General features: G+C 74.6%; 16 protein-coding genes. 9 read left to right on the top strand and 7 right to left on the bottom strand.

The window, feature by feature from the left end:
• The first annotated feature begins 11 nt into the window (after positions 1-11).
• The 4 genes from ACIBCT_RS23615 to ACIBCT_RS23630 all read left to right on the top strand — a co-directional run bounded on the left by ACIBCT_RS23615 (position 12) and on the right by ACIBCT_RS23630 (position 2,157).
• Positions 12-662 carry a response regulator transcription factor gene (locus ACIBCT_RS23615; protein WP_399191891.1) on the top strand — a complete coding sequence of 217 codons (651 nt, stop codon included), beginning with the start codon at positions 12-14 and terminating at the stop codon, positions 660-662.
• A gap of 95 nt (positions 663-757) precedes the next feature.
• Complete coding sequence (locus tag ACIBCT_RS23620; RefSeq protein WP_399191893.1) at positions 758-1,030, top strand: type II toxin-antitoxin system RelE/ParE family toxin; 273 nt, start codon at positions 758-760, stop codon at positions 1,028-1,030.
• A 138-nt stretch (positions 1,031-1,168) separates the two neighbouring features.
• A complete protein-coding gene (locus ACIBCT_RS23625) occupies positions 1,169-1,381 on the top strand; it encodes a helix-turn-helix domain-containing protein (RefSeq protein WP_399191895.1) in 213 nt (70 codons plus the stop codon).
• The gene (locus ACIBCT_RS23630) at positions 1,381-2,157 is read left to right on the top strand and encodes a Clp protease N-terminal domain-containing protein (protein WP_399191897.1); all 777 of its coding nucleotides are present in this window, start codon (positions 1,381-1,383) and stop codon (positions 2,155-2,157) included. The genes ACIBCT_RS23625 and ACIBCT_RS23630 overlap by 1 nt, the downstream gene beginning before the upstream one ends.
• A 281-nt stretch (positions 2,158-2,438) precedes the next feature.
• Here ACIBCT_RS23630 and ACIBCT_RS23635 read toward each other — a convergent pair whose 3' ends face one another.
• Complete coding sequence (locus ACIBCT_RS23635) at positions 2,439-3,332, bottom strand: hypothetical protein (RefSeq protein ID WP_399191899.1); 894 nt, start codon at positions 3,330-3,332, stop codon at positions 2,439-2,441.
• Between the two features lie 157 nt (positions 3,333-3,489).
• Between ACIBCT_RS23635 and ACIBCT_RS23640 the strand changes: the two genes are divergently transcribed.
• Positions 3,490-4,695, top strand: a complete 1,206-nt coding sequence (locus tag ACIBCT_RS23640) for a sensor histidine kinase (RefSeq protein WP_399191901.1) — start codon at positions 3,490-3,492, stop codon at positions 4,693-4,695.
• The gene (locus ACIBCT_RS23645; RefSeq protein WP_399191903.1) at positions 4,692-5,372 is read left to right on the top strand and encodes a response regulator; all 681 of its coding nucleotides are present in this window, start codon (positions 4,692-4,694) and stop codon (positions 5,370-5,372) included. Before ACIBCT_RS23640 ends, ACIBCT_RS23645 begins: the two co-directional genes overlap by 4 nt.
• A 33-nt stretch (positions 5,373-5,405) precedes the next feature.
• On the opposite strand, the gene ACIBCT_RS23650 is transcribed toward ACIBCT_RS23645, so the two are convergent.
• The 5 genes from ACIBCT_RS23650 to ACIBCT_RS23670 form a co-directional block, all read right to left on the bottom strand.
• The gene (locus ACIBCT_RS23650; protein ID WP_399191905.1) at positions 5,406-6,296 is read right to left on the bottom strand and encodes a hypothetical protein; all 891 of its coding nucleotides are present in this window, start codon (positions 6,294-6,296) and stop codon (positions 5,406-5,408) included.
• Between the two features lie 270 nt (positions 6,297-6,566).
• Positions 6,567-7,112 (bottom strand): hypothetical protein, encoded by a 546-nt coding sequence (locus ACIBCT_RS23655; RefSeq protein ID WP_399191907.1) that lies wholly within the window; start codon positions 7,110-7,112, stop codon positions 6,567-6,569.
• Between the two features lie 116 nt (positions 7,113-7,228).
• Positions 7,229-7,981, bottom strand: a complete 753-nt coding sequence (locus ACIBCT_RS23660; protein ID WP_344904078.1) for a lysophospholipid acyltransferase family protein — start codon at positions 7,979-7,981, stop codon at positions 7,229-7,231.
• Between the two features lie 147 nt (positions 7,982-8,128).
• The gene (locus tag ACIBCT_RS23665) at positions 8,129-9,919 is read right to left on the bottom strand and encodes a thiamine pyrophosphate-binding protein (RefSeq protein ID WP_399191909.1); all 1,791 of its coding nucleotides are present in this window, start codon (positions 9,917-9,919) and stop codon (positions 8,129-8,131) included.
• Positions 9,916-10,689: a cyclase family protein gene (locus tag ACIBCT_RS23670; protein WP_399191911.1), complete on the bottom strand. Its 774-nt coding sequence runs from the start codon at positions 10,687-10,689 to the stop codon at positions 9,916-9,918. The genes ACIBCT_RS23665 and ACIBCT_RS23670 overlap by 4 nt, the downstream gene beginning before the upstream one ends.
• 218 nt (positions 10,690-10,907) lie before the next feature.
• Here ACIBCT_RS23670 and dhaK point away from each other — a divergent pair, with 218 nt between their 5' ends.
• The 3 genes from dhaK to dhaM are packed head-to-tail and all read left to right on the top strand — an operon-like array spanning position 10,908 to position 12,967.
• The gene (gene dhaK / locus ACIBCT_RS23675; protein ID WP_399191913.1) at positions 10,908-11,900 is read left to right on the top strand and encodes a dihydroxyacetone kinase subunit DhaK; all 993 of its coding nucleotides are present in this window, start codon (positions 10,908-10,910) and stop codon (positions 11,898-11,900) included.
• A 1-nt stretch (position 11,901) separates the two neighbouring features.
• Positions 11,902-12,555, top strand: coding sequence for a dihydroxyacetone kinase subunit DhaL (dhaL, locus tag ACIBCT_RS23680; protein WP_399191915.1), 654 nt, complete (start codon positions 11,902-11,904; stop codon positions 12,553-12,555).
• Positions 12,556-12,595: 40 nt separating this feature from the next.
• Positions 12,596-12,967 carry a dihydroxyacetone kinase phosphoryl donor subunit DhaM gene (dhaM, locus tag ACIBCT_RS23685; RefSeq protein ID WP_399191917.1) on the top strand — a complete coding sequence of 124 codons (372 nt, stop codon included), beginning with the start codon at positions 12,596-12,598 and terminating at the stop codon, positions 12,965-12,967.
• Between the two features lie 107 nt (positions 12,968-13,074).
• Here dhaM and ACIBCT_RS23690 read toward each other — a convergent pair whose 3' ends face one another.
• A complete protein-coding gene (locus ACIBCT_RS23690) occupies positions 13,075-13,437 on the bottom strand; it encodes a hypothetical protein (protein ID WP_344904096.1) in 363 nt (120 codons plus the stop codon).
• Between the last annotated feature and the right edge of the window lie 207 nt (positions 13,438-13,644).

Consider the following 13,644-nt stretch of genomic DNA (forward strand, 5'->3'; position numbering starts at 1 on the left):
CCATGAGCGACATGTCGATCCGCATCCTCGTCGCCGACGACCAGGAGGGCATCCGTACCGCCTTCCGTCTCATCCTCGACGCCCAGCCGGACATGACCGTCGTCGCCGAGGCCGCCGACGGCGTCACCGCCATCGAGTCGGCCCGCCACCTGCGTCCCGACGTGGTGCTCGCCGACATCCGGATGCCCCGCGCCGACGGCATCGAGGTCACCCGCGCCCTGGCCGGCACCGGCGTGCGCGTGGTCGTCGTCACGACGTTCGGGCTGGACGAGTACGTGCACGCCGCGCTCGGCCACGGCGCCGCCGGGTTCGTCCTGAAGCGCTCGGGCCCGGCCCTGCTGGTCGAGGCGGTACGGGCGGCCGTGAACGGTGACGTGCTCATCAGCCCGCAGCTCACCCCGCGGCTGCTGGACCGGGCCGGCCTGTCGTCCGAGGAGGCCCCGCCGGACGCGGGGCTGACCGAGCGCGAGACCGAGGTCGCCCTGCTGGTCGCCCGGGGCAGGACCAACGCAGAGATCGCCACCGAGCTCTTCCTCTCCCCCGGGACGGTCAAGAACCACATCGCCGTCATCCAGCGCAAGCTGGACGTGCGCAACCGCGTCGGCATCGCCTCCTGGGCCTGGAGCACGGGCAGGCTTCGTCCGGGGCCTGACCCCGCCTGAGCACTCGTCGAGGCCGCCGCCGAGGCGAGCGGCGACACGACCACCGAGGAGGAGATGGCCGCCGTCATGGCGGCCCGCCTCGGTAAGGCGACCGCGTGAGCGACCGGTACACCGTCCTGCTGGATCCGCCTGCCCGGCGCGCCCTCGCCTCGGGTCTGCCCGAGACCGTGGCGGCCGCCGCCTGGGAGTTGATCACCGGCGCCATCGCACGCGAGCCCTGGCGTGTCGGCAAGCCGCTCCTGGAACCTTACGAGGAGCTGCACGTCGCCCGGCGCGGAACGTATCGCGTGATCTACCGCATCGACGAGGACAAGCGCACCGTGACGATCCAGACGATCGAACACCGCCGAGACGCCTACCGCCCCTGACGGAGCCAGGCCGCACAGGTCGTACGTGCGCACCGCCTCTCACCGTGCGGACGGACACGCGCCGGAGAGCACCGGACCGACCTTCGTCAGCATATGTTGACGGCCTGGCGATCGTCAGCATATGCTGACGAAGTGTCCATGAGCGCCGATCTCGAACAGGCCGTGCACGGCTCCGACCCTGACGCGGCGCTGCGCGCCGTGGCCCGCCTGCGACGGCTGGTGGAGCAGCTGGAGGCCGAGCACGTGGCGGCGGCGCGGCGGGCGGGGTGGTCCTGGCAGGACATCGCCGCCCGGCTCGGCGTCACCAAGCAGACCGTCCACCGCAAACACCACCGTGCCCAGGAGGACTGATGTTCCGAGGCGACCACCCCGAACTGCGCCGGAGGCTGGGCCTGGCCCTGAGGCTGGCACGTGACCTCGGGCATCCCCGTACGGGCAGCGAGCACCTGCTGCTGGCCCTCACCGAGGACGTCGACGAGAGCGGCGTCGAAGGCGGCATCGACGTCGTCACCGGCATCGACGACGGTGTCGACGGGGACCGGGGGCGCGTCGCCGCCGTCCTGGCCGGGTACGGCGTGACGCCGGAGGCCGTCCGGGAGGCCGTCCGCGAGGTGGCGCCCGCCGGGGCCGGAGCCGCCGCCGACCGGGACACGCTGGCCGTGCTCGGCATCGACCTCGACCGGCTGCTCGGCCCCTCCGGGACCGGGACGCTGGACCGCCCGCCCGTACGCGAACCGCTGTTCCCGCTGGGGGCGGCCGGGGCGCGGCGCCGATGCGCCCGGACGCGCCCGCCGCTCGGCCTCGACGCCCAGGCGGCCTACGAGGCGTCGCTGCGGCTGGCGCTCGCCCGCCGGGAACGCGAGCACCGGCCCGAGCACCTGGCGATGGCGCTCGTCGCACTCGACCCCGGCGCGGCCCGGGTCCTCGCCACCACCGGCACCGACGCGCGGGCGCTCCTGGACGCGCTGGCCGCCGCGTTCCCGCCACCGCGGCGCGCCCTCCCGCTGCGCGTCGAGCGGCGGCTCGGCCGGGGGGTCCGCCTCCGCGACATCGCGCGGCGCTACCGGCACACGACGGGACGCGCCGTGGTCGCGGGCCCCGCCCTCGCCTCGCTCATCGACGGCTGACCGTCCCCGGGCATCAGGTGCTGTCGTACCCGGTCCCCGCGCCGGCCGTGGTGACGGGCGCGCGCTGCGGGCCATCCGCGGCGAGCCGGGACGGCGATGGAGCGTCGAGGAGCTGGGCAGGTGCGCGGGTCTGTCCCGCGCGGCCTTCGCCCGGCGGTTCACGGCCCTGGTCGGCCGGCCGCCTACCGCGGCGGGAGCGGGTGCGGGCCGGGGAGTGACCCCGGCGGCGACACGGCGGGCCGTACTCCCGGCCCGGGTCGTCGCCCTCCAGGGCAGGGCCGTCACCCTTCCGGGCCGAAGAGCACCAGCACCAGGGTCAGCGCCACGGCCAGGGCGGTCCACGCCAGGATCCGGCCGGTGGGCCCGGGGCCCTCGCGCAGCACCCGTACGCCCAGCGGCAGGAACGCCACGCACAGGCAGGCCAGGGCGACCAGCGACTGCGGCTCGGTGCCCTTGAGCGTGCCCAGGGCGAGGACCCACATCGCGCCCAGCGCGACGGAGCGGACCGGTCCCAGCACCCCGGACCGGTAGGCGCCGACCGCGAGCACCACCCAGCCGGTGACGATGGTGACGGCGGGGAAGCGGAACACGTGCCAGGCCGCGTAGGAGCCGGCGACCGTCCGGGTGGCCGGCTCCAGGCCGTACAGGTCGACGAGCTGGAAGGCCAGGTGGTCGATGCCCCCGTGGAAGGTCCGGGTGAACAGCCCGAACATCACCAGGGTGCCGCCCCAGACCGCCCAGCCGGGCCTGGTGGCGCCGATCAGCCGGGCGAGCGTCATCACGGCGGGCCACATGAGCACGTTGCCCGCGACGAAGAGGGAGTAGGCGGCGACCATCAGCCGCGGTTCCGCGTCGTAGGCCGCCAGCTGCTGCGGGAAGAAGTGGTGGTACCTGACGCGGAGGAGCACCCCGGCGGACATCAGCAGGGGGCCCAGGATCATCGCGATCCCGCCCACCCAGGGTCCGGGGAACCAGAACGGCTCGGTCCGACGCGCCCGCCCGGCGACGGGATCGGCGGCCGCTCCGGCGGCCGGGTGACCGACAGGGTGGCCGGCCGGGTGGCCGGCCGGGTCGGAGGCGGGTTCGCCGGTGCGCCCGGCGGCCCGCCCGGAGGCGCGTTCGGCGGCCCGCCCGGTGACGGGAGCGGCGGCAGAGGAGGGAAGGTCGTCGGTCATGCCCCGACGGTCGCGGACTGCGGGGTGCCCGCGCATCGGGCCGCGGTCGGACATCGCCGCCGTGCCCGGGGACCTGCTCCCGGCCCGTCTCCTATGCCTCCGGTCGTCCGACCGTGGTCGGATGTCCCGGTCCGTACCGGGACGGTAGCGTCGCGGTGTGCCCAGCTCCCGGGAGATCGTCTTCCCCGCCCCCCTCGACGTCGTGGCGGCGATGATCCTGCTGCCGCTCGCCGCGTACGCGATCTTCGAACCTCCCCTGCGGGTGTTCACCGGTCCGGCCTGGGCGGCGTGGGCGACGGCGGCGCTCATCGCGCTGCCGGTGACGGCACGGCGGCGGTGGCCCTGGACCGCGCTGGGCCTGTCGGGGGCGGGCGCGACGGCCGCGACGCTGCTCGGCGTGATCGGCGCCGGGGCGATCTGGGTGGCGTACGTCCCGGTGGCGCTGATCCTTCACCGTGTCGCGGTCACCGAGCCACGCAGGCGGTCCCTGGCCGCCCTGGGGATCGGCCTGCTCACCTCGGCGGCCGCGGTCGCCCGCCTGTACGCGACGCTCGGGATCGAGGTCCGTTCCGGGTCCGCGCCCGGCGAGCCGGCGCTCGCCTGGCCGATGGAGGCCGGCGCGATCTGGGTGGTGACCGGTGCGTCCTGGGCGGCCGGGGCGCTGGTCCGGCGGCGGCGGGCCGCCGCCGAGCGGCTCTCCCGGCAGGCCGTGGCCGACGAGCGGCTGCGCCTCGCCCGCGAACTGCACGACATCGTCGGCCACAGCATGAGCCTGATCGCGGTCAAGGCCACGGTCGCCGGTCACATCGCCGAGACCGACCCGCGGCAGGTGCTGCCCGCGCTGGCCGTCATCGAGCACACCAGCAGGGCCGCGCTCACCGACATCCGCCGCCTGCTGGGGGTGCTCCGCGACGACACCGCCTCCCCCGCCGACCTGGAACCGGCTCCGGGGCCGGACCGGCTGCCCGAGCTGGCCGAGCGCACCCGCGCGGCGGGCGTCCCCGTCGAGCTGGAGGTGCGCGGTGCCGACGAGCTGCCCGAGGCGGTGGGCCTGTCGGTGTACCGCATCGCGCAGGAGGCGCTGACCAACGTGGTCAGGCACGCCGCCCCGGCCCGGTGCCGGGTCCGCGTCGAGGCCGACGGGCGGACCGTGCTGGTCGAGGTGGTCGACGACGGCCGGGGACGAGGCGGCGCCGAACCCCGGGGCGGCGGGGGGCACGGGGGGCACGGGGGGCACGGGCTGATCGGCATGCGGGAGCGGGTGACGCTGTACGGTGGCACGCTGAGCGCGGGCCCGGTCCCGGAGGGCGGCTTCCGGGTCTCGGCCACCCTGCCGTACGAGCCGCGGGAACGGCTCCCGTGAGCGGGGTCGCGCCGATCCGGGTGCTGCTCGCCGACGATCACGTACTGCTGCGCGACAGTTTCCGCGCCCTGGTCGACGCCACCCCCGGGATGACGACCGCCGGTGAGGCCGCCACCGGCACCGAGGCGGTGCGCCTGGCCGAGCGGGAACGCCCGGACGTCGTGCTGATGGACGTGCGGATGCCCGAGATGGACGGTATCGAGGCCACCCGGCTGATCTGCGGCTCACCCCTGACGGCCGGGGTGCGGGTGCTGATCCTGACCACGTTCGACCTGGACGAGTACGTCTACGCGGCCCTGCGCGCCGGGGCGAGCGGTTTCCTGGTCAAGGACACCACCGCGGCGCACCTGCTGGAGGCGATCCGCGTGATCGTCGCCGGGGACGCGCTGCTGGCCCCCGGGGTGACGCGGCGGCTCATCTCCGAGTTCACCCGGCGGGCGGCACCCGGCAGGCCGCTCGGACGTGAGCTGGACGAGGTCACCGCGCGCGAGCGCGAGGTGCTCACGCTGATCGCCCGGGGGCTGTCCAACTCCGAGATCGCCGGGTCCCTGCACCTCAGCGTCGGCACGGTGAAGACGCACGTGGGACGTCTGCTGGACAAGCTCCGGGCGCGCGACCGGGCCCAGCTGGTGGTCGTCGCCTACGAGACGGGCCTCGTCGTCGCCGGTCACCGGTGATCCGCGGGACCGGCGACGACGAGGGCCCCGGGGTCAGGGGCTCGGGGTCGGAGTGGGAGTCGGAGTCAGGGTGGGGGTGGGGGTCGGGACGGGCGTGGGGGTCTCGGCGGGCGGCACGGTGTCCGTCACCGTCGGGGTCGGCTCGGGGGTGGGGAAGTCCGTGGGCGGCGGGGTCTCGGTGGGCGGCAGCGTGTCCGTCACCGTCGGGGTGGGAGTGGGGGTGGGCGGCGGCACGGACGGCGTGGGGCAGGAGGCCGGGGCCCGCCACTTCTTGCCCGGCCGCCACGGCTTGTAGGACCACCAGCCGTCACCGCGCCAGAAGTGCTTCTTGGGACGCGTCAGGTCGAAGACGTAGGCGGCCGTCGGCGTCTCGCCCACGTTCGTCGCGGTCAGCGACACCCAGTCGCCCTGCCTGATCTCGTTGCCCCGCCGGCCCGCCAGGGTCCGGGTGGAGTCGGTGATCGCGTACGCCTTCTCGAAGCCGTCCTGGCTGCGCACGGTGATCGAGTCCTCCGCCAGGGCGACGGCCTTTCCGGTCTGGGCGAACACCGTGAAGCCGCAGCCCTCCCGGTCCGGCAGGACGAACTCGCCGTGCAGCGTGCTGGGGAAGGCCAGCGGCGGTACGCGGGGCACCGGCTTGACGGTGGGGCTGGGCGACGGTTCCACGGTCTGGGTCACCGTCACGGTGGGAGCGGGTGTCTCGCTCATCGTCACCGACGGCGTGGGGGTCGGCGTGTCCGTCGCTCCGGGGACGGGCGCCGGTGTCGCCGACGCCGCCGCGGACACCGCCACCCCGCTCGACGCCGCCAGTGCCAGGGCGGCACCGAAGACCACGGGCCGTGAGACGCGCCGGCGCGGCCCGCCCGATCCGCCCGATGCGCTCGGCAGGATCTCGTCTGGCCTGTCCGGGTTCGTTCGCGTCACCTTGTCCTCCAGCTGGCTCGATCCGAAACCGGCGGCGGTATGGCGCGAGGGTGCGTGCGCCCGCCACCGAGACGGAGGGCCACGTGCCCGGCTGTGATCCTCCGTCGAAGGGCGCGGAGGAGACTTCCCGCTTTCTCCGGACACATGCGGACGAAATTTGTGGGAGTACGCTGTCAGGTGATCTTCTCGCAGCTCATCGGCGATTTTCACGAATTCGAACGCCCGCCGCGAGAGCGCGCCGGACGGACTCCGTCCGGCGCGGGCGGCCGGTCAGAGCGAGGCGGCGACCAGCCCGACGAGGACGCCGGCGAGCGAGACGCACGTCAGGACGGAGCCGGCGACCACCGCTCCCCGCCTGCCGCGCCGTACCCCGAGGACATGGAGGAGCGCGTACGGCAGGAAGGCCGGCACGCCGACGCCGAGGAACGGCATGGTCAGCGCGGCCAGGACCCCGGCGGTGCCGGTCGGCACGGCGCGGTCGCCCTCCGGGGCGAGCCGGGCCCGCGTGACGTCACCGGCGCGGGAGTCGGGCGAGGCGTCGACCGCGATCGCGGCGCCACCGCCGTCGGGCGTGAAGCGGCCCTTGCAGTCGTAGCGCCCCTCCCCCAGGTCCTCGCACGACAGGACCGTGAGGGTGCCGGGGGTGCCGACGGCCCCCGTGGCGAGCCTCCACCCGGGCACCGCGGAGACGAAGCACGACACCGCGAGCCCGGCCCAGAGGATCATCAGGATCGACATGCCGATCCTGCCCGGTGTACGGCCGGGACCGGGGGCCGGCAGGAGGACATCGGTCAGGGTGTCGAACGCATCGCTCATGCGGACAGGATGGGACACCCCACTTGTGAACGACCTGCCCCGCACTTGTACGCGTCCCCGGGCGTCGCCTTCCGTCCATGGAACGCCCGCGACGGGTCGTCACCGATGACGGCGCGTCACGCCCCGTGGCGCGTCGCCCTCTCCGCGGCCTCGGCGGCGTCGAGCTTGGCGGCCTCCTCCGGGGTGGGCGCGGTGCCTCCGAGGTGGCGGGGCTGCCACCAGACGCCCTGCGGGATCTCCGGGTAGCCGCGCTGCGCCCGGTCGAGCATCTCGCCCATCCGCCCGTGCAGGTCGGCGGTGACGGCGTCGTAGTCGTCACCGCGCTTGGGGTGCATGGGCTCGCCCACCAGGATGGTGATCGGCACGTGCCGCTGGAGCAGGTTCCGGGGGCGGCCCTTGGTCCACAGCCGCTGGGTGCCCCACAGGGAGACCGGGATCATCGGCACCTTGGCGCCGACGGCCATCCGGACCGCGCCGTTCTTGATCTCCTTGACCGTGAAGGACCTGCTGATCGTGGCCTCGGCGAACACGCCGACGACCTCGCCGTCCCGGAGCGCCTTCAGGGCCGCGCCGAACGCGGCGGCCCCGGCCGCGCGGTCGACCGGGATGTGGTGCATGCCGCGCATCAGCGGGCCGGAGATCCGATGGTCGAAGACCTCCTTCTTCGCCATGAAGCGCACCAGGCGCCCGGCCGGGCGCGCGGCCAGGCCCGCGAAGATGAAGTCGAGGTAGCTGATGTGGTTGCTGACCAGCACGGCCCCGCCGGTCCGCGGGATGTTCTCGGCACCCTCGATGCGGATCTTGAGGTCCAGCGCGCGGAACACGGTCAACGCCGCCCCGACGACCGGGGGGTACACGATCTCAGCCATGGCTGAACCGTACCTCAGCTCCGCCCCGGGCCCGGACCGGTGCCCACGCCCCTTCCGGTGTCCCTTCCGACGCCGTCATGGGCGTCCCCGTCCGCGTCCCGTCTCAGTGTCCCGTGTGTCCCCGTCAGTGTCCCCGTCTGTGTCCCGTCAGTGTCCCCGGAACGCCTCCTCCAGCCACCACGCCCCCCTGGAGCGGACGACCCGGGCGTGGACCAGCAGGGGCCGGTCCCTGGCGCCGTCCAGCAACCGGGCCACCTCGGCGAGGTCCGCCACGTCCCGTACGGTGACCGCGTCGCAGCCGAAGCCGCGGGCGATCGCGGCGATGTCCGCGGGCGGGAAGGTCACGGTGTCCAGCGGGTGCCCGTCCGGCCCGAAGTGGTGCACCTCGGCCCCGTAGCCGTCGTCGTCGTACACCACGATCACCATCGGGATCCCCAGCCGTACGACCGTCTCCAGCTCGGAGACGCCCATCAGCGCGCCGCCGTCGCCGAGGGCGGCCACCGGGAGACGGTCCGGCCGGGCCAGGGCGGCGCCGATCGCGGTGGCCAGGCCGAGGCCGACCGACTGGAACGCCTGGGTGAAACAGAATCCCCGCTCGTCCGGAACGTCGAGGAACATCGACGGATATCCCATGAAATTTCCGGAATCGACGGCGACGACGCGCTCGGCGGGCAGCAGGTCGTCCAGCCCGATGGTCAGCGTCCTGGGGTCGATCCTGCCGTTGCCGCCCTCGTCCTCGTACGGGACGTCCCGCCAGCGGCCCTCCCGGGCGATCCGCGCGGCCAGCCCCGCCGAGCGGTAACCGGCGGCGTCCCCTTCACCACCGGATCCGCGACCACCTGCTCCGTCACCACCGGCTTCGTCGCGGTCCCCGCCTGCGCCATCACCGTCCCCGCCTGCGCCATCACCGTCCCCGTCGCCCCGGTCGTCGCGGTGACCGTCGCCGTGGCCGCCGAGGAGCCGGACGACCGCCCGCGCGGTGCGGGCCACGTCACCGGTCACCCCCAGGTGGACGGGACGGTGCGCGCCGAGCGCGTCCTCGTCCAGATCGACCTGGACGACGACGGTGTCGGGACCGATCAGCGTGCCGTGCCGGGTGGTCCACATGGTGAACGCGCACCCCCAGCCCACCAGCACGTCGGCGCCGCGGACGAGCTCGGCCGTCAGCGGTGAGGCGAAACCGCCGCTGACGTCCAGGTCCCACGGGCTGCCCCGGAACAGGCCCCGGGCCACCGCGGAGGTGGCCAGCAACGCCCCGGTCAGGTCCGCCAGCTCCTCCAGCTCCCGCCGGGCCGCCCGGGCACCCCGCCCGGCCACGAAGACCGGACGGCGCGCCGCCGAGAGGACCTCCGCCAGCCGGGCGGCCTCCCCGGGCGACGGAGCGCCCGTCCCCCCGGTCCCTGCCCCCCTCAGGGCCTCCGTCACACCGGCCGTCGTTCCCCCCTCCCCCGCGGGGACGTCCAGTGCCTGCACCGCCAGCGGGAGGTTGAGCAGGACCGTCCTCCGCTCGTCGCGGGCGACGCGGAAGGCCTCGGTCACCTCTGCGACCGCGGTCCGCGCGGAGACGATCCGCATCGGGACCGCGCCCACCGCCTCGGCCAGCGCGGCCTGGTCGACGAAGAAGTTGGAGCGCCGCTCGGTCACCTCCCCCGCCAGCACGACGAGCGGGGTACGGCTCTTGGCGGCCTCGGTGACGCCGGTCATCGCGTTGGTGAGCCCCGGCCCCTGGTGGACGCTGAGCACGCCGACCCGGCCGCTGAGGCGCGCGTAGGCGTCGGCCATGGTCGCCGCGCCGCCCTCGTGGCGGGCGGCGACGTAGCGCACGCCGTGCGCGACCAGGGCGTTGGTCACGTGGAAGTTGCCGCTGCCGACCACGCCGAAGGCGACCTCCACGCCCAGCGCGGCCAGCGTCGCGCCCACGACCTCGGCGACGTTCACCTCTCGACCAGGGCCAGCACCCGCAGCGGGCTGCCCGAACCCCCGACGATGGGCAGCGGCGGGGCGACGACCACCGCGCCGGTCACCGGGAGCCGGTCGAGGTTGCGCAGCTGGGTCAGGCCGTACTTCCCGGCGCCCAGCAGGAACGAGTGGCACGGGAAGGCCGGGTCGAAGCCGTGCGCCGCGCCCGCGTCGGTGCCCACGGTCTCCACGCCCAGCCCGGCGATCGGGCTCTCCTCGGCGAGCCAGCGGGCGCACTCGACCGAGACACCGGGGGTGTGCGGGCCGGTCTCGTTCGCGTTCAGGAAGCTCTCCTGGTCGTGGGAGCGGGCGTCCCAGCCGGTGCGGTAGAGCAGCCAGCCGCCCTCGGGCAGCGGGCCGTTGGCCTGCTCCCACGCCCTGACGTGCGCGATCTCCAGCAGGAAGTCGGGGTCCTTCGCCGCCTCGTCGGCGAGGTCGAGGACCACGGCCGGGGCGATGAGCCGTTCCGGCGGCACCTGCGAGACGTCGTCGCCGTCCCTGCCGGTGACCCAGTGGACGGGCGCGTCGAAGTGGGTGCCGGTGTGCTCGCCGGTGACGATGTCGTTCCAGTACCAGGCCGGGCCGCGGTCGTCGTAGCGGCTGATCTCCCGCAGGGAGAACGGGACGGTGTTGCCGAACGGCTCCGGCAGCCGCAGGATCGGCGTCTGCGGGGACAACGGCGCCGTCAGGTCGATCACCTCGATCCCGCCGTTCCGGATGCTCTCCACCAGATCGCGCAGCACCGACATGACGCCTCCTGTATGGGACGGGACCTGCGCAGATCCTCCTACAGCGGCACCCGCCGCCGCCACCTCCGCCGCCGCCCCGGCCCGGGCCGGATCCGGCCGCCGTCGCGCGGCAGATCCTCCTCCGTCGCACGGCCGGACCTCCTCCGTCGCGCGGCAGATCCCCGGCTTCGCGCGTCCGGTCCTTGCCATCGCGCGCGAACGGGGCGAGGTTGGACACCGTGAAGAAGCTCATCAACGACGCCGGGACGGTCGTTCCCGACGCGCTGCGCGGTGTCGCGGCGGCCCATCCGGGGCTCCGGGTGGACGTGGACAACCAGATCGTGTTCCGGGCCTCGGGTCCGCGTACGGGCAAGGTGGGGTTGGTGTCCGGCGGCGGGTCGGGGCACGAGCCGTTGCACGGCGGGTTCGTCGGGTACGGCATGCTCGACGCGGCGTGCGCGGGTGAGGTCTTCACCTCGCCCGTCCCCGACCAGATGATCGAGGCCACCTCCGCGGTCGACGGCGGGGCGGGGGTGCTGCACATCGTGAAGAACTACACCGGCGACGTGCTGAACTTCCGGATGGCGGCCGAGCTGAGCGCCGAGGAGGGGGTGCGGGTGGAGAGCGTCCTCGTCGACGACGACGTGGCCGTGCGCGACTCCCTCTACACGGCCGGACGCAGGGGCACCGGCGCCACCCTGTTCGTCGAGAAGATCGCCGGAGCCCTGGCCGAGACCGGGGCTCCGCTGGCCGAGGTCGCCCGGGTGGCGCGGGAGGTCAACGCGCGCAGCCGTTCCTTCGGGATCGCGCTGAGCCCCTGTACCACCCCGGCCGCGGGAAGGCCCACCTTCGAGCTCTCCGACACCGAGGTGGAACTGGGCATCGGCATCCACGGCGAGCCCGGCCGGACGCGCTCGGCCCTGCGCCCGGCCCGCGAGCTGGTGGACCTGGCGATGGACGCCGTCCACGAGGACCTGCCGCTGTCGGGCGACCTGCTGGTCATGGTGAACGGCATGGGCGGCACCCCGCTGATCGAGCTGTACATCGCCTACGCCGCCGTCGCCGACCACCTGGCCGGCAGGGGCGCGCGGGCGGCGCGGTGCCTGGTCGGCAACTACGTCACCAGCCTCGACATGCAGGGCTTCTCGGTCAGCGTCTGCCGTCTGGACGACGAGCTCACCGGCCTGTGGGACGCTCCCGTGGAGACCCCTGCCCTGCGCTGGGGCCGCTGAGATGGACGTCGCCTTCTTCGCCTCCTGGATCGAGGAGGCCGCCAGGGCCGTCTCGTCCGACAGGGAGCGGCTGACCGCGCTGGACGCGGCGATCGGTGACGCCGACCACGGGTCCAACCTCGACCGGGGCTTCACCGCGGTCGCCCACGCGCTGGGCACGGCCGAGCCGGCCACCCCCGGGGCGCTGCTGACGCTCGTGGGCAGCACGCTGATCCGCAAGGTCGGCGGGGCGTCCGGCCCGCTGTACGGCACGTTCTTCCGGGAGACGGGCAAGGCGCTGGGGGACGACGCCGAGGTGTCCGTCGCGCGGCTGCACACCGCCCTGCAGGCCGGGCTCGCCGGGGTGCGGGCGCTGGGATCGGCCGCCGAGGGGGACAAGACCATGGTGGACGCCCTGGCCCCGGCGGTACGGGCCCTGGAGGAGGCCGTACGGGACGGTGGTGACCCGGCCGACCGGGCGAATCCGATCGATCCCGCGGAGGCGATCGGCGCCGCGGCGGCGGCGGCCCGCACCGGGGCCGAGTCGACGATCCCGCTCCAGGCGCGCAAGGGCCGGGCCAGCTATCTCGGGCCCCGCAGCGTGGGCCACGAGGACCCGGGCGCCGCCTCCACCGCGCTCATCCTGGCCGCCCTGCACGCGGTGGCGACACGGTGAGCCGGACGGGCCGGGCGGGCCGGACGGGCCGGGTGCGCCGGTGGTAGGCATCGTCCTGATCTCGCACAGCGGGCCGCTGGCCGCCGAGGTCGCGCTGTTGGCCTCGCAGATCGGCGGCTCGGAGGTGCCGCTGGCCGCCGCCGGGGGTACCGAGGACGGTGGTCTCGGCACCTCCCCCGACCTGGTGGCGGCGGCGATCGAGACGGCCGACCGGGGGGACGGGGTGATCCTCATCCCGGACCTGGGCAGTTCGGTGCTCACCGCCCGGCTCTTCGCGGACGAGCGGGTGGTGATCGCCGACGTGCCGTTCGTGGAGGGGGCGATCTCGGCCGTCGTGTCCGCGGGCACGGGCGCCGCCCTGCCCGAGGTGCTCGCGGCGGCCGAGGAGGCCAGGACCTTCCGCAAGCTCTGACGGCCCGGCACCCTCGACCTCCGCGGAGGTCGAGGGCACCGGGCCGTACGGGAGCGACGGCCGGGCCGGACCTGGCCGGGGCCGGGCCGAGCTGGGCCGTCCGGGCGCTAGCGGGTGGCCAGCAGGCCCTCCAGCAGGCCCAGGACGGCCTGGATCGGCGGGGGCGTGGTGCCGAACTCCACGTCGGTGCCGCTGACGGAGTCCATCACGGTGACCGAGTTCAGCGGCAGCCCCCAGCGCTCGCCGCCGTCGTGGCCCACCCCGACCTCGATACCGGCGAAGGTGACGTACTCCCAGTTCTTGAGCTCCCGGCGCAGTGCCTCGTGGCCGCGCGAGGTCGCCCACTCGGCGGTGGCCGTCAGGATCCCGCCGAGCGTGTTCTCGCGCTCCTTGAGGTCGCCGGACTGGAGTTCCTCGATCTGGCGGTCCAGCTCGGCGCGCTGGGCGAGAAGTGCATTGAGATCGGTCATAGGGGGCCTTTCAGAGGAGCCGTGAGGGTATGCGGGGAGGCGATGGTCTCCACGGGCGTGTCCACGCGAGGATCGGGCCGTCCCCCGGCCGGAGGATCCCGCCGCGCTGCGTGACCTGCCGATCGGCCGTACCGATCACCGGAGAGGACATTGCCGTCATGCGTCACATAATGGTGCCGTACGACCAGGCCCGCCGTCGATCCGCAA

It is taken from the genome of Streptosporangium sp. NPDC050855 (assembly GCF_044456585.1).
Classification (GTDB): domain Bacteria; phylum Actinomycetota; class Actinomycetes; order Streptosporangiales; family Streptosporangiaceae; genus Streptosporangium; species Streptosporangium longisporum.

Excerpts from the sequence above, each read along its gene's own strand:
- ACIBCT_RS23615 (WP_399191891.1), top strand. The coding sequence starts at position 12 with ATGTCGATCCGCATCCTCGTCGCCGACGACCAGGAGGGCATCCGTACC.
- ACIBCT_RS23625 (WP_399191895.1), top strand. The coding sequence starts at position 1,169 with ATGAGCGCCGATCTCGAACAGGCCGTGCACGGCTCCGACCCTGACGCG.
- ACIBCT_RS23630 (WP_399191897.1), top strand. The coding sequence starts at position 1,381 with ATGTTCCGAGGCGACCACCCCGAACTGCGCCGGAGGCTGGGCCTGGCC.
- ACIBCT_RS23635 (WP_399191899.1), bottom strand. The coding sequence starts at position 3,332 with ATGACCGACGACCTTCCCTCCTCTGCCGCCGCTCCCGTCACCGGGCGG.
- ACIBCT_RS23655 (WP_399191907.1), bottom strand. The coding sequence starts at position 7,112 with ATGAGCGATGCGTTCGACACCCTGACCGATGTCCTCCTGCCGGCCCCC.
- ACIBCT_RS23660 (WP_344904078.1), bottom strand. The coding sequence starts at position 7,981 with ATGGCTGAGATCGTGTACCCCCCGGTCGTCGGGGCGGCGTTGACCGTG.
- ACIBCT_RS23670 (WP_399191911.1), bottom strand. The coding sequence starts at position 10,689 with ATGTCGGTGCTGCGCGATCTGGTGGAGAGCATCCGGAACGGCGGGATC.
- dhaL (WP_399191915.1), top strand. The coding sequence starts at position 11,902 with ATGGACGTCGCCTTCTTCGCCTCCTGGATCGAGGAGGCCGCCAGGGCC.
- ACIBCT_RS23690 (WP_344904096.1), bottom strand. The coding sequence starts at position 13,437 with ATGACCGATCTCAATGCACTTCTCGCCCAGCGCGCCGAGCTGGACCGC.